Annotated in this window: 11 protein-coding genes and 1 pseudogene; 11 read left to right on the top strand and 1 reads right to left on the bottom strand. The window is 61.1% G+C overall.

Annotated elements, in window-relative coordinates:
- The first annotated feature begins 53 nt into the window (after positions 1–53).
- From rpsL to gmk, 9 genes and pseudogenes are all read left to right on the top strand, one after another.
- The gene (gene rpsL / locus ACUIAI_RS05160) at positions 54–425 is read left to right on the top strand and encodes a 30S ribosomal protein S12 (RefSeq protein WP_015022141.1); all 372 of its coding nucleotides are present in this window, start codon (positions 54–56) and stop codon (positions 423–425) included.
- Positions 426–428: 3 nt separating this feature from the next.
- Entirely contained in the window at positions 429–899 is a 471-nt protein-coding gene (gene rpsG, locus ACUIAI_RS05155) for a 30S ribosomal protein S7 (protein WP_015022140.1), read from the top strand.
- A 26-nt stretch (positions 900–925) separates the two neighbouring features.
- Positions 926–3,052 (top strand): elongation factor G, encoded by a 2,127-nt coding sequence (fusA, locus tag ACUIAI_RS05150; protein ID WP_445341745.1) that lies wholly within the window; start codon positions 926–928, stop codon positions 3,050–3,052.
- A gap of 195 nt (positions 3,053–3,247) precedes the next feature.
- Positions 3,248–4,447 (top strand): elongation factor Tu, encoded by a 1,200-nt coding sequence (gene tuf / locus ACUIAI_RS05145; RefSeq protein ID WP_015022138.1) that lies wholly within the window; start codon positions 3,248–3,250, stop codon positions 4,445–4,447.
- Positions 4,448–4,683: 236 nt separating this feature from the next.
- The gene (efp, locus tag ACUIAI_RS05140; protein WP_045935559.1) at positions 4,684–5,247 is read left to right on the top strand and encodes an elongation factor P; all 564 of its coding nucleotides are present in this window, start codon (positions 4,684–4,686) and stop codon (positions 5,245–5,247) included.
- 22 nt (positions 5,248–5,269) lie between these two features.
- Positions 5,270–5,746 (top strand): annotated as a pseudogene (gene nusB / locus ACUIAI_RS05135) (transcription antitermination factor NusB); the annotation flags it as partial.
- A 424-nt stretch (positions 5,747–6,170) separates the two neighbouring features.
- A complete protein-coding gene (gene carA, locus ACUIAI_RS05130; RefSeq protein ID WP_445341744.1) occupies positions 6,171–7,400 on the top strand; it encodes a glutamine-hydrolyzing carbamoyl-phosphate synthase small subunit in 1,230 nt (409 codons plus the stop codon).
- Positions 7,393–10,767 (top strand): carbamoyl-phosphate synthase large subunit, encoded by a 3,375-nt coding sequence (gene carB, locus ACUIAI_RS05125; protein WP_445341743.1) that lies wholly within the window; start codon positions 7,393–7,395, stop codon positions 10,765–10,767. The genes carA and carB overlap by 8 nt, the downstream gene beginning before the upstream one ends.
- Positions 10,768–10,864: 97 nt before the next feature.
- Positions 10,865–11,488, top strand: coding sequence for a guanylate kinase (gene gmk / locus ACUIAI_RS05120; RefSeq protein ID WP_445342821.1), 624 nt, complete (start codon positions 10,865–10,867; stop codon positions 11,486–11,488).
- A gap of 85 nt (positions 11,489–11,573) precedes the next feature.
- Here gmk and ilvD read toward each other — a convergent pair whose 3' ends face one another.
- Entirely contained in the window at positions 11,574–13,433 is a 1,860-nt protein-coding gene (gene ilvD, locus ACUIAI_RS05115) for a dihydroxy-acid dehydratase (RefSeq protein ID WP_029678603.1), read from the bottom strand.
- A 178-nt stretch (positions 13,434–13,611) separates the two neighbouring features.
- On the opposite strand from ilvD, the gene rpoZ reads away from it, so the two are divergent.
- On the top strand, positions 13,612–13,896 hold the full coding sequence (gene rpoZ / locus ACUIAI_RS05110) for a DNA-directed RNA polymerase subunit omega (protein WP_015022131.1): 285 nt from the start codon (positions 13,612–13,614) through the stop codon (positions 13,894–13,896).
- A gap of 62 nt (positions 13,897–13,958) precedes the next feature.
- Entirely contained in the window at positions 13,959–15,179 is a 1,221-nt protein-coding gene (gene metK, locus ACUIAI_RS05105; RefSeq protein ID WP_046323134.1) for a methionine adenosyltransferase, read from the top strand.
- The last annotated feature ends 61 nt before the right edge of the window (positions 15,180–15,240 follow it).

Below are 15,240 nucleotides of genomic sequence, written 5' to 3'. Positions count from 1 at the left end.
GGTCTCGCAGTGCAAACGAAGACAAGTTCATCGAAGGAATCGGAGAGAGTCAGTTGCCAACAATTGAACAGCTCGTCCGCAAAGGGCGCAAGGCCAAGCCTCGCAAGTCGAAGACTTTGGCACTCAAGGGCAGCCCGCTGCGTCGCGGCGTGTGCACCCGTGTTTACACCACCACCCCCAAGAAGCCGAATTCGGCTCTGCGGAAGGTTGCCCGTGTCCGTCTGAGCTCCGGCATCGAGGTTTCCGCCTACATCCCCGGCGAGGGCCACAACCTGCAGGAGCACTCCATCGTGCTGGTGCGCGGCGGACGTGTCAAGGACCTGCCCGGCGTGCGCTACCACATCGTGCGCGGTGCGCTGGATACGCAGGGAGTCAAGGATCGCAAGCAGGGCCGTTCCCTGTACGGAGCAAAGAAGGCCAAGTAACACATGTCACGCAAAGGACCAGCTAAAAAGCACCAGCTCCTGCCCGATCCCATCTACGGTTCCACCGTGGTGGCCCAGCTGATCAACAAGATCCTGCTGGACGGCAAGAAGTCCATCGCCGAGAACATCGTCTACACCGCCCTGGAGCAGGTCAAGGAGAAGACCGACCAGGAGCCTGTGGCCGTGCTCAAGCGCGCCCTGGACAACATTCGTCCCAGTCTGGAGGTCCGCAGCCGTCGTGTCGGTGGCGCCACCTACCAGGTCCCCGTCGAGGTCAAGCCGAACCGCGCCAATACGCTCTCGTTGCGGTGGCTGACCGATTACAGCCGCGCCCGTCGTGAGAAGACTATGTCGGAACGGCTGGCCAACGAGATCCTTGATGCCTCCAACGGCCTGGGTGCTGCGGTCAAGCGCCGCGAGGACACCCACAAGATGGCCGAGGCCAACAAGGCGTTCGCCCACTATCGCTGGTAATCCCAAGAGAGCGAGAACAAGGAATTATGGCACAAGACGTGCTCACGGACCTGACCAAGGTCCGCAACATCGGCATCATGGCCCACATCGATGCCGGCAAGACAACGACGACCGAGCGTATCCTCTACTACACCGGCGTCAACTACAAGATTGGCGAGACCCACGACGGCGCCTCCACCATGGACTGGATGGACCAGGAGAAGGAACGTGGCATCACGATCACCTCCGCCGCCATCACGGCCTTCTGGAACCGTCAGTCCCACGATCCTGAGGACCGCTACCAGATCAACATCATCGACACCCCAGGCCACGTGGACTTCACCGCTGAGGTGGAGCGCTCCCTGCGCGTGCTCGATGGCGCTGTGGCGGTGTTCGACGGCAAGGAGGGCGTGGAGCCCCAGTCCGAGACCGTTTGGCGTCAGGCCGACAAGTACGGCGTGCCCCGCATCTGCTTCATCAACAAGATGGACAAGCTGGGCGCCGACTTCTACTACTCGGTGGACACCATCAAGGACAAGCTGGGCGTCAAGCCGCTGGTCATGCAGCTGCCTATCGGCGCTGAGAGCGACTTCCACGGCGTGGTCGACCTGGTGCGCATGGTCGCCTACTACTGGAAGGACGAGGCCGACCTGGGCGCCAAGTACGACACCATCGACATCCCCGACGATCTCAAAGACAAGGCCGAGCAGTATCACACTGAGCTGCTTGAGGCTGTGGCCGAGTCGGACGAGGGTCTGTTGGAGAAGTACCTGGGCGGCGAGGAGATCTCCCAGCAGGAGATTCGTACCGCTGTGCGCAAGATGACCATCGAGCAGTCGGCCTTCCCGGTCTTCTGCGGATCCGCATTCAAGGACAAGGGCGTGCAGCCCATGCTGGACGCGGTCGTGGACTACCTGCCCAGCCCTGAGGACGTGCCGGCCATCAAGGGCTACAAGATCGGCGACGAGTCCGTCGAAATCGACCGCAAGCCCACTGTGGACGAGCCCTTCTCTGCCCTGGCCTTCAAGGTGGCCACTCACCCCTTCTACGGCAAGCTGATCTACGTGCGCGTCTATTCCGGCAAGGTGGCCCAGGGCGAAACGGTCCTGGACTCCACCAAGGACAAGAAGGAGCGCGTCGGCAAGCTCTTCCAGATGCACTCCAACAAGGAGAATCCGGTCGACGAGGCCATCGCCGGCAACATCTACGCCTTCGTCGGGCTCAAGAACGTCACCACCGGTGACACTCTGTGTGACGAGAAGGCGCCGCTGGTGCTGGAATCCATGACCTTCCCCGATCCTGTGATCGAGGTGGCCGTGGAGCCCAAGACCAAGGCCGACCAGGAGAAGATGGGCATCGCCTTGCAGAAGCTCTCCGAGGAGGATCCCACCTTCCAGGTCAAGACGGACGAGGAGTCCGGCCAGACCCTGATCTCCGGCATGGGCGAGCTCCAGCTGGACATCCTGGTGGACCGCATGCGCCGCGAGTTCCATGTGGAGTGCAACGTGGGCAAGCCCCAGGTGGCTTACCGCGAGACCATTCGCAAGCCCGTCATGAACCAGGAATACACCCACAAGAAGCAGACCGGTGGTTCCGGCCAGTTCGCCAAGGTGCTCATGAACTTCGAGCCCCTCGACACTTCCGAGGGCGAGTCCTACATCTTCGAGAACAAGGTCACCGGCGGCCACATCACCAAGGAGTTCATCCCCTCGGTCGATGCGGGCGTGCAGGAGGCCATGGAGTCCGGCGTGCTGGCAGGCTTCCCGGTCGTGGGCGTCAAGGCGACCCTGACCGATGGACAGATCCACGAGGTCGACTCTTCGGAGATGGCCTTCAAGATCGCTGGTTCCATGTGCTTCAAGGAGGCTGCTCCCAAGGCCAAGCCCGTTATCCTCGAGCCCATCATGGCTGTCGAGGTCCGTACTCCCGAGGAGTACATGGGCGACGTCATGGGCGACATCAACTCCCGTCGTGGCTCCATCCAGTCCATGACCGACGCCACCGGCGTCAAGGTCATCGATGCCAAGGTGCCCCTGTCGGAGATGTTCGGCTACATCGGCGACCTCAGGTCCAAGACCCAGGGGCGCGCCATGTTCACCATGCAGATGGACTCCTACGCTGAGGTTCCCAAGACCGTCAGCGACGAGATCATCAAGGCCCAGCGAGGCGAGTAAAGCCGGTCCGGTCCGCCGCTACGGCGGGCCGCCGCAAAAAGGCTCTTCTGTCACAAGTCGGCGTTACACTCTTGTAGCGCTGACTGGGCGGAGGGCAAAAGTGGCAAAGAACCCGATAACCCAGTAATATGTAGCGAGTGCTCTGTGCGTGGTTCGCGCAGGCAACCTACGAGACGTCCAGGAGGACAAAACACAATGGCAAAGGAAAAGTACGAGCGGACCAAGCCGCACGTTAACATTGGCACCATCGGCCACGTCGATCACGGCAAGACCACCCTGACCGCGGCCATCTCCAAGGTGCTGCATGAGGAGTACCCGGACGTCAACCCCGAGTACGATTTCGCTCAGATCGACGCTGCTCCTGAGGAGAAGGAGCGCGGCATCACCATCAACATCGCGCACATCGAGTACCAGACCGCCAAGCGCCATTACGCCCACGTGGACTGCCCCGGACACGCCGATTTCGTCAAGAACATGATCACCGGCGCTGCTCAGATGGATGGCGCCATCCTGGTGGTCGCCGCCACAGACGGCCCCATGGCCCAGACTCGTGAGCACGTGCTGCTGGCCCGCCAGGTCGGCGTGCCGAAGATCCTGGTTGCCCTGAACAAGTGCGACATGGTCGACGACGAAGAGCTGATCGAGCTGGTCGAGGAGGAGGTCCGCGATCTGCTGGACGAGAACGGCTTCGACCGCGACTGCCCCGTCATCCGCACCTCCGCCTACGGCGCCCTGCATGATGATGCCCCCGACCACGACAAGTGGGTTCAGACCATCAAGGACCTCATGGATGCCGTCGACGACTACATCCCCACCCCGGTCCACGACCTGGACAAGCCCTTCCTGATGCCCATCGAGGATGTCTTCACCATCTCCGGCCGCGGCACCGTGGTGACCGGCCGTGTCGAGCGTGGCAAGCTGCCTGTGAACACCAACGTGGAGATCGTCGGTCTGCGGGACACCCAGTCCACCACCGTCACCTCCATCGAGACCTTCCACAAGCAGATGGACGAGGCTGAGGCTGGCGACAACACCGGCCTGCTGCTGCGCGGCATTGGCCGCGAGGACGTCGAGCGCGGCCAGGTTGTGGCTGCTCCCGGCACCGTGACCCCTCACCACAAGTTCGAGGGCGAGGTCTACGTGCTGACCAAGGACGAGGGTGGACGCCACTCGCCGTTCTTCTCCAACTACCGTCCGCAGTTCTACTTCCGGACCACCGACGTCACCGGCGTCATCACCCTGCCTGAGGGCGTCGAGATGGTTCAGCCCGGCGATCACGCCACCTTCTCCGTCGAGCTGATTCAGCCCGTCGCCATGGAGGAGGGCCTGACCTTCGCTGTTCGTGAAGGCGGCCACACGGTCGGCTCAGGTCGAGTCACCAAGATCATCGAGTAGGATTGCCTGTCGCTTATCGACACGATCCAATGACGGGGCCCGGAATCCTTCCTGTGATTCCGGGCCCCGCCCATTTCCGGCAGGCCTCGCCTCCGGACCAGCCGCGGTGTTCATGCGCCGTGGCATAATAGGCGAGGATTTATCGCGAGCGGGCCGGATCCTGTAAGGCCCGGTGCTTTCGGCAGATGGCCAGGAGCCCTCCGAAGGAACGTTCATCAGAATGAGGTGGTATCAAGGTGGCACAGACTTCCAATGACATCAAGAACGGATCGGTCATCAACCTGGACGGCAAGCTTTGGACCGTCATCAAGTTCCAGCACGTCAAGCCCGGCAAGGGACCGGCCTTTGTGCGCACGACCATCAAGGACGTCCTCACAGGTAAGATTGTGGACCGCACTTTTAACGCGGGTATGAAGATGGACTTCGAGACCGTGGACAACCGGACCATGCAGTACTCCTACCGCGACGGGGACTCCTTCGTCTTCATGGACATGAACACCTACGAGCAGGTCAACATCCCCGAGGCCCTGGTCGGCGATCAGGAGCGCTTCCTGCTTGAGGGCACCGACTGCATCATCAGCTTCCATGACGGCAACCCTCTGTCCGTGGAACTGCCTGCATCCGTGGTGCTGACCGTGACGGCAACCGAGCCCGGCGTGCAGGGCAACCGCTCCAATGCCGGCACCAAGCCCGCTACTGTGGAGACCGGTGCCGAGATTCAGGTGCCCCTCTTCGTAGGCGAGGGTGAGAAGGTCAAGGTGGACACCCGCGACGGCTCCTACCTGGGCCGCGAGAACTGAGTCAGGCAGAAACCACACATCCATGGCACGTTCCACAGCCCGCAAGCGGGCCTTGAATACCCTGTATGAGGCCGATGAGAAGAGCCAGGATTTCCTTTCCCTGCTGGAGGAGCGCAAGGTTCGGCCGGGGGCTCAGACACCTCTGCCTGCTTATGCGGTGACCATCGTCGAGGGTGTGGCAGAGCATCGTCGAGATATCGATGAGGCTTTGCAAACCCATTCCACCCGATGGCCGCTGAGCCGGATGCATGCCATTGACCGCAACATTCTGCGTATCGCCGCCTGGGAGATGCTCTACAACCCCGAGGTTCCTGACAAGGTGGCCATAGATGAGGCCCTTTCTTTGGCCAAGACACTTTCGGATGCCGATGCTCCCTCCTTCATCCACGGCGTTCTCAGCGCCCTGGAGCAGGAGAAGGATGAGCATCAGGCTCGTCGTGAGCAAGCCGATCGAATCGCTGCCCTGGCTGATGCCGAGGCCGATGCGGACGTTTCAGATGATGAATCCGATAAGGCAAAAGCGGCGGTCGCAGTCTCCGAGCCTGTTTCCTCTGAGGATGCCCATGTTGGCAGCGAGTTGGAATCGGCAGAGAGTGGATCTGAAGGAGGGGAATCCGATCAGGTTCCTGACCATACTGTCGATCAGTCGGCCCCCAGCTTGGACCAGCTGAAACTGACCCTGCCGGAGGAACTGACCCCCGATGCGGATCGTCCTTTGGACAACTGAGCAATGATTCGGATAAAGGCCGACCGATGCCCGCTAACTATCAGGGCATCAGGTCGGCCTTTTGCCCTATTCGGACTGGTTGACCAGCAGTCTATCCTGGAAGATTTGCCCAACCATTTTTTGGCTGGTTCGGCCGAAATAATCCATGGGGGTCATTAATATGGGTGCGAATATCCGCGGTAATCAAGGGGGTTCGGTGAACCTGAAAGACACCAACACCATCACCTCCGATAGCCGTTTCTCCAATCGTGCCTTGCTCATCCTTGAGGATGGGGAAGTGTATGTGGGGAGAGCCTTCGGAGCGGTGGGCACTACCATAGGTGAAATTGTTTTCTCGACCGGAATGACTGGGTATCAAGAAACCCTGACGGATCCTAGCTATGCTCGGCAGATCGTTGTGCAGACCTTCCCCCACATCGGTAATACCGGTGTCAATGACCAGGACGGTGAGTCAGACAGGATCTGGGTGGCAGGGTATGTAGTCCGGGAACCCAGCCCCAACGTCAGCAACTGGCGGGCCCGGGGCAGTCTCCATGACCAGCTGGTCGATCAGGGCATCGTCGGTATCAGTCACATAGACACCCGCCGGCTCGTGCGACACTTGCGTTCTGCAGGTGTCATGCGGGCCGGTATTTTTTCAGGCCCGGACCCAATGCTCAACGACGGCGGTAGGCCCAGAACCATGCAGGAACTCCTCAATCAGGTCCGTTCGGCCCCCAAGATGACCGGGTCCCACCTGACTGGCGAGGTCAGCACAGACAGGTCCTATATCGTCGAACCAGTCGGAGACCGTCAGACGAAAGAGCCTGTCTGCACGGTGGCGGCGGTGGATTTGGGAATCAAGTCCATGACCCCTCACAGGCTGGCCGAGCGAGGGTGCAGGGTCCACGTACTTCCCGTCGACACCACCATCGAGCAGATAAAGGCCCTGCGGCCAGACGGGGTTTTCTTCTCAAACGGTCCAGGCGACCCATCGACCGCAGACGAGGAGGTGTCGCTCCTCAGGCAAGTTTTGGATGCCGGACTGCCATTCTTCGGCATCTGCCTGGGCAACCAGCTTCTGGGCCGTGCCCTGGGCTTCGAGACCTATAAGCTGAAATTCGGTCATCGCGGCATCAATCAGCCGGTCATGGATCTCAGCACTGGCAAGGTTGAGATCACCGCCCATAATCACGGATTCGCAGTCAAGGCACCCAAGGGGGACCCAGTGCCCTCACCGTATGGTGAAGGCCGATATGGCCGTGTCCGGGTGTCTCATGTCGATCTCAACGACGGCGTGGTCGAGGGTCTGGAGTGTCTGGACATTCCGGCCTTCTCCGTTCAGTACCATCCGGAGGCTGCGGCTGGTCCGCACGATGCCTCCTATCTGTTTGACAGGTTCGTCACTTTGATGCAGGACGCCAGGGAAGGGAAGGCACATGCCTAAGCGGCAGGACATCCATTCAGTCATGGTTATCGGCTCGGGGCCCATCGTCATCGGGCAAGCGGCCGAGTTCGACTATTCGGGGACCCAGGCCTGCCGGGTGCTGCGCGAAGAGGGGATTCGTGTCATCCTGGTCAATTCCAATCCCGCCACCATCATGACGGACCCCGAGATGGCCGATGCCACCTACATTGAGCCCATCGCCCTGCCCTTCCTGGAGCGGATCATCGCCAAGGAGCGGCCTGACGCGCTTCTGCCTACCCTGGGCGGCCAGACCGCTCTGAACGCTGCCGTGGAGCTGGGCAAGGCTGGCGTGCTGGAGCGCTATGGGGTTGAGCTGATCGGCGCTTCGCTGGAGGCCATCGACAGGGGAGAGGACCGCGAGCTCTTCAAGCAGGTGGTGGACCAGGCCGGCGCCGAGTCGGCCAAGTCCCGTATTGCCCACAGCCTGGATGAGGCCGAGGCAGTAGCCACCGAACTGGGTTACCCTCTCGTGGTTCGTCCCTCCTTCACCATGGGCGGCCTGGGCTCTGGAATCGCCCATGATCGCGATGAGCTGAGGCGGATCGCTGGCGCTGGCATCCATTATTCGCCCACCGATGAGATCCTTCTGGAGGAGGGCATCGAGGGGTGGAAGGAGTATGAGCTGGAGCTCATGCGCGACCGCCTGGATAATGTGGTTGTGGTCTGCCCCATCGAGAACGTGGACCCAGTTGGCGTGCACACCGGCGACTCCATCACCGTGGCTCCGGTCTTCACCCTGACCGACCGGGAATATCAGCGCATGCGCGACATCGGCATCGCCATCATCCGCGGCGTGGGGGTGGATACAGGCGGCTGCAATATCCAATTCGCCGTCAACCCGAAGAACGGCCGGATCATCGTCATCGAAATGAATCCGCGTGTTTCGCGCTCCTCGGCTCTGGCATCCAAGGCCACTGGCTTCCCCATCGCCAAGATCGCGGTCAAGCTTGCCCTGGGATACACCCTGGATGAGATCGAGAACGACATCACCCGCTCAACGCCTGCCTCCTTCGAACCAACCATTGATTATGTGGTCACCAAGATTCCACGTTTCACCTTTGAGAAGTTCCCCGGGGCGGACACTACCCTGACCACCTCGATGAAGTCCGTGGGCGAGGCCATGGCACTGGGGGGAAACTTCCGTGAATCCTTGGGGAAGGCCATGCGCTCCATCGACAAACGGCACATGACCTTCTCCTGGGACGGCCCACGGCCCGACCAGGCCGCGACTGACCAGCTGCTGGAGGCCATGCACACCCCCACCGAGCACCGTTACCTGCAGATCCAGCGGGCCTTCTGGGGAGGGGCTACCGTGGAGCAGATCCATCAGGCCACCAGGATCGATCCCTGGTTCCTGGAGCAGATCAGCATGATCAACGAGCTGGCCCTTCAGGTGCGCCAGTCCGAGGTCCTGGACGAGGACCTGCTGCGTCGGGCCAAGCAATCAGGACTGAGCGACCTGCAGATCGCCCACCTGCGCGGTATGGGCGACCAAGGCGAGGCAGTCGTCAGGGAGCTGCGTTGGGCCTTTGGCCTTCATCCTGTCTACAAGACTGTGGACACCTGTGCAGCCGAATTCGATGCCGTCACGCCCTACTATTACTCCTGCTACGCAGACGAGTCCGAGCTGCGACCCCGTGAACGTGAGGCGGTCATCATCCTGGGTTCGGGGCCCAACCGGATAGGCCAGGGGGTCGAGTTCGACTACACATGCGTGCACGCCGTCCAGGAGTTGGGCAAGGACTATGACACCATCATGGTCAATTGCAATCCCGAGACGGTCTCCACCGACTATGACATGTCAGACAGGCTCTATTTCGAGCCGTTGACCTTTGAGGACGTTCTGGAGATCTACCGGGCTGAGAAGGCCATGGGACCTGTCAAGGGCGTCATCGTCCAGCTGGGCGGTCAGACGCCCCTGTCTCTGGCGGCCAGGCTCAAGGCAGCTGGGGTGCCCATCCTGGGGACCAGCCCCGAGTCCATCGACCTGGCCGAGAACCGTGAGCTCTTCGGCCAGGTGCTCAGCAAGGAGCATCTGAACGCCCCCCGGTACGGCACCGCTCTTTCCCTGGATGAGGCCAGGGATGCGGCACATGCCATCGGCTACCCGGTTCTGGTCAGGCCCTCTTACGTACTGGGCGGACGAGGCATGGAGATTGTCTATGACGACCAGCAGCTGGGCACCTACGTGGATCGAGCCCTGGAGGAAGCCAAGGCCGATACAGTGGTCTCCGGCCGGCTGCCTTCGCCCCTGTTGATTGACAAGTTCCTTCAGGATGCCATCGAGATCGATGTGGATGCCCTTTATGACGGGCAGGAACTCTACATCGGCGGAATCATGGAGCATGTTGAGGAGGCTGGGGTCCATTCCGGTGATGCAGCCTGCACCCTGCCGCCATCGACACTCTCCGACGACCAGATCAACCGGCTGCGGCAGGCCACCCTGGCAATAGCCCAAGGTTGCGGGGTTCAGGGGCTGATCAATGTTCAGTATGCCTTCATGGCCAACACCCTCTATGTGATCGAGGCAAATCCCCGCGCCTCCCGGACGGTTCCTTTTGCTTCCAAAGCCACAGGTACGGCACTGGCCAAGGCTGCGGCGCGAATCATGGTGGGGGAGACTATCGAGCAGCAACGAGCCAATGGCCTGCTCCTGCCTGTCGGCGACGGCGGCATGGTCCGTGTCGGCCAGCCTGTGGCGGTCAAGGAGTCGGTATTGCCCTTCAAGCGCTTCCGCACTCCGGTTGGCCGGACCGTGGACATTCTGCTGGGTCCGGAGATGCGCTCCACCGGAGAGGTCATGGGCTTCGATCGGGACTTCCCCCACGCCTTCGCCAAGAGCCAGCTGGCCGCCTACCAGGGCGGATTGCCCACCGGCGGGGTCGCCTTCCTTTCGGTCAATGATGCGGACAAGCGTCAGTTGCCCATGCTGGCCGCTCGTCTGCTGGAGCAGGGCTTCAGCATCTGCGCCACCAGTGGCACGGCCTCCGTCCTGCGCCGGTACGGCTTTGACGTGGCTGTTGTCGACAAGATCAGCGACGAGGAGGAGCAAGGTCGGCCCTTCACTGATGCTGATGGGGTCAGGCACATGGGCCGCAATCCAGTCCAGCTAATTGAGGATGGGGCTATCGACATGATCCTCAACACGCCCAGTTCCAGGGGTTCGCGCTCTGACGGCTATCTGATCCGGGTGGCCGCCATAGCCGCCGATCTGCCGCAGTTCACCACTATCACCGAATTCTCGGCCGCCTTGATGGCCATTGACGTGGTCAAAAAGGACGACTACGAGGTCATGAGCATCCAGGAACACGCGGCCCGGTTGCTTGAGCTGGAGAAGGCCAGGTAGGCGCTCGCTATATGATTGTCCCATGTTCCGGTCCAGATATACCGGAGGATGACCTTGAGGAAAGGAAGTGGCCGTGTCAGCGATCAGCGGTGCCGACATGTCGGTTCAGGAACCTTCGGGAGAACAGACCGGGGGGCCGGGGAAGACGGGCGGCCGGCTGATCGTGTTGACAGGGCCCACGGCCGTAGGCAAAGGTACAGTGGAAGCAGCCCTGCGTCATGCCCACCCGGAAGTTTGGGTCTCCGTCTCGGCCACCACCCGGGCGCCGCGTCCGGGCGAGAAGGACGGCATCACCTACTGGTTCATGGACGAGCAGGAGTTTGCCCGCAGGGAAGCCGCCGGAGACTTTCTGGAGACCGCCTTGGTCCATGGCATGTCCCACTATGGCACCCCGCTGCAGCCTGTCCTGGACCATCTGGCGGCAGGGGTGCCCACAATTCTGGAGATTGATCTGCAGGGGGCGCACCGAGTTCGCGAACGTGCCAAGGAGCTGGGCCTGGAAGTCTTCTATGTGTTCCTGGCGCCGCCATCATTCCAGGATCTGGTCACCAGGCTGAACATGCGGGGAACCGAAAATGAGGAGCAACGAGCCCGGAGGCTGGAGACCGCCAAGGTGGAGTTGGCCTCCGAGGATCAGTTCGACCAGGTCATAGTCAACGACAACGTGGAGAAAGCCGCCCAGGCCCTCTGGGCGATAATCGCCAAGGAATACGGTCTCTGAGCATCAGGCCTTTACTTGGCCTTACTCCAGAAGAGTCGAAAATCCCCCAATCGGGTAAGAGCCCGATTGGGGGATTTTCGATCTATCAGTCCAGACCGGACAACCGGTTGATCAGATCCGGGTCGCGTGTGGCGCCCTTGTCTGCAGAGCGGGCGAAAGCGGCGTAGGCCTTCAGCGCCAGTGAGACCTTGCGGTCCCTGTGGGCCACATAGCCTTCGCCGGCCTCAAGTTCTGCGCGGCGCTGGGCAAGTTCCTCATCGCTCAGCTCGACGTCTACACGCCGGTTGGGTATGTCGATGCGGATCATGTCGCCGTTGCGAATCAGGGCGATGGGGCCCTTGTTGGCTGCTTCAGGAGCGATATGGCCAATGGCCAGGCCTGATGAGCCGCCGGAGTAGCGGCCGTCGGTCAGCAGGGCCACGTCCTTGCCGATTCCCTTGCCCTTGACGAATGAGGTCGGATAGAGCATCTCCTGCATGCCCGGGCCACCCTTGGGGCCCTCGTAACGGATGACCAGGGCCTGACCCTTGTGCAGGGTGCCGTTCAGTATGACCTCAACGGCCTGCTCCTGTGATTCGACCACCAGGGCCGGTCCGCGGAAGTTCCAGATTTCCTTGGGCACGCCTGCGGTCTTGACCACGCAGCCATCGGGGGCCAGGTTGCCGCGCAGTATAGCCAAGCCGCCTTCAGAGACGGCCGGGTGGTCCAGGTCGTGAATGGCACCGTTGACACGGTCGGTGTCCAGATCCTCCCATTCCTTGGACTGGTTGAAAGGTTCGGGGGAGGTGATGTGCCCGGGGGCTGCGTGGTAGAGCTCCTTGGCCTGATCCAGGCAGGTAGGACGCATGATGTCCCAGTCGTTGAGCTTGGACTCCAGATCCGGGTAGTCGATGGAATGCGTGTCCTGGTGAAGGACACCGCCACGGTCCAGCTCGCCCAGGATGCCGCAGATGCCGCCGGCGCGGTGAACGTCCGATATCTCCCAGTCTCCGGAGGGAGAGGCCTTGCAGATGCAGGGGACCGTGTGGGAGATGCGTTCGATGTCATCCAGGGTGAAGTCCACATCCGCCGACTGCGCGGCAGCCAGGATGTGCAGGACGGTGTTGGTGGATCCTCCCATGGCCACATCCATAGTCATGGCATTTTCGAAGGCTTTCTTGGTAGCGATGGAACGCGGCAGGACCGAGTCGTCGTCATCCTGGTAGTACCGGTTGGCAATTTCGACGACCAGCTTGCCGGCACGCTCGAAGAGCATCTTCCGGGCTGTGTGTGAGGCCAGGGTGGTACCGTTGCCGGGCAGGGCCAGACCCATGGCTTCGGTCAGGCAGTTCATGGAGTTGGCGGTGAACATGCCGGCGCAGGACCCGCAGGTGGGGCAGACCGTCTTCTCCAAGGCCAGCAGGCCCGCATCGTCGATGCTGTCATCCGCCGAGGCATACATGACGTCAATCAGGTCCGTGCTCTCCTGGACCGTCCCGTCTGGCATGACGGTACGTCCGGCTTCCATGGGGCCACCGGAGACGAAGACTGTAGGAATGTTCAGACGCAGAGCGGCCATGAGCATGCCGGGGGTGATCTTGTCACAGTTGGAAATGCAGATCAGGGCGTCGGCGCAGTGGGCGTTGACCGAGTATTCCACAGCGTCAGCAATCAGGTCACGGCTGGGCAGAGAATAAAGCATGCCGGTATGGCCCATGGCGATGCCGTCGTCCACAGCAATGGTGTTGAACTCGCGGGGGATGCCACCCGCTTCCTTGACGGCCTTGGAGACCAGACGCCCCACCTTGTTCAGGTGAACGTGACCAGGCACGAACTCGGAGAAGGAATTAGCGATGGCCACGATGGGCTTGCCGAAGTCCTCGCCCTTGACGCCAGCGGCACGATAGAGAGCACGGGCGCCCGCGAACTCTCGTTCCTTCATTAATTTGGCTGATCGCATCTGCATAGTTTCATTCAAGTGAACGTGGACGGTGACGGCTCGAACATGACCACATGTTGGAATTTCCAGCGTGTTCACACTGCTTTTCCCGGCAGAGAAGCCTTCAGGGCTAAAATCGAGCCCGGGCGGTAAAATCATACAGATTGAATGAATGGTTCATCCAGTTGAATTGGAGAAACATCTTATGGCATTCGGTACCGAGCCCCATCCGCAGGGATTTGCGAATCCACCCATCGACGACCTCATGAAGCACGCCGATTCTAAGTATGCACTGTCCATTTTCGCGGCCAAGCGGGCCCGTCAGATCAATTCCTATTTCACGCAGCTCAATGAGGGTCTGCTGCAGAACGTTGGTCCCCTGGTCGAATACCAGAACCAGGAGAAGCCTTTGTCCATCGCCTTCCGCGAGATCAACGAGGGCCTGCTTGAAGAGACCCTGGGCGAGGACGATCTGAGCGAAGGCAACTGAGCCTTTCGACTCTTGGTACAGGGTCCTCGGGCGGTGACGGTTTCTAGACAAAGGTGAATGAAATGACAGAGCGACGGCTGATTTCGGCTGAATCAGTGACCGAGGGCCATCCAGACAAGGTCTGCGACCAGATTTCCGATGCCATTCTGGACGATCTGATCGCCCAGGATCCGCACTCGCATGTGGCTGTGGAGACCTCGGCGGCCACTGGCCTCTTCTTCGTTTTCGGAGAGGTATCGTCTCAGGGCTACACGGATATCCAGTCCCAGGTCCGGTCAGTGCTGCGCAGAATCGGCTACACCTCATCCGATATTGGATTGGATGCGGATTCCTGTGGCGTGACCGTGGCTCTGAGCGAGCAGAGCAAGGAAATCAACCAGGGTGTGGAACGGCTGTCGGCCAGCCAGGAGAGCGCCGCCACCCGTGAGGAGCGTTACCAGTCCCAGGGGGCCGGCGACCAGGGAGTCATGTTTGGGTACGCATGCGATGAAACCGACACACTCATGCCTCTGCCCATATACCTGGCCCATCAGCTGGCTTTCCGGCTGGCACAGGTGCGCAAGGAGGGGATCATTCCCCACCTGCGGCCTGACGGCAAGACCCAGGTCACCATCGAATACGATGAGGATGACCGTCCTCGTCGGGTGGACACGGTCCTCATCTCCACCCAGCACGATCCCGAGGTTGGGCGCGACTGGCTGCAGGAGCAGTTGATGGAGCACGTCATTACGCCCGTGCTGGATCGCGTCTGCGGCAAGGCCGTCGAGCACCAGGGCTATCGGGTGCTGGTCAATCCGACCGGTTCCTTTATTCTGGGTGGTCCTGCGGCTGACGCAGGACTGACCGGACGTAAGATCATCGTGGACACCTATGGTGGTGCGGCCCATCATGGAGGCGGTGCCTTCTCCGGCAAGGATCCCAGCAAGGTAGACCGGTCCGCGGCCTACGCAGCGCGTTGGGTGGCTAAGAACATCGTGGCCGCTGGACTGGCGCACAAGGTCGAGGTCCAGGTGGCCTATGCCATTGGCGTGGCCGATCCGGTCAGCGTCAACGTTGAGACCTACGGCACCGAGCAGGGGGTCACTCGGGAGCAGATCCAGGAGGCCGTGCGCAAGGTCTTCGACCTGCGGCCTGCCGCCATCATCGATGAGCTGGATTTGTTGAGGCCCATTTACGCCAAGACTGCAGCCTACGGTCACTTCGGCCGGGAGGACCCCGACTTCACCTGGGAGCAGGTGGACAAGGTTGGCGAGCTCAAGGCTGCCATCGGCATGACCAGGTAGCAGCTGTTCATCAAGAGCCACGGCGGGTTCCCGGGTCATCAACTGGGGAATCCGCCGTGGC

Source organism: Bifidobacterium sp. ESL0827 (assembly GCF_052606685.1).
The sequence above is the reverse complement of the archived record's forward strand: the minus strand, read 5'-3'. Positions and strand labels throughout refer to the sequence as shown.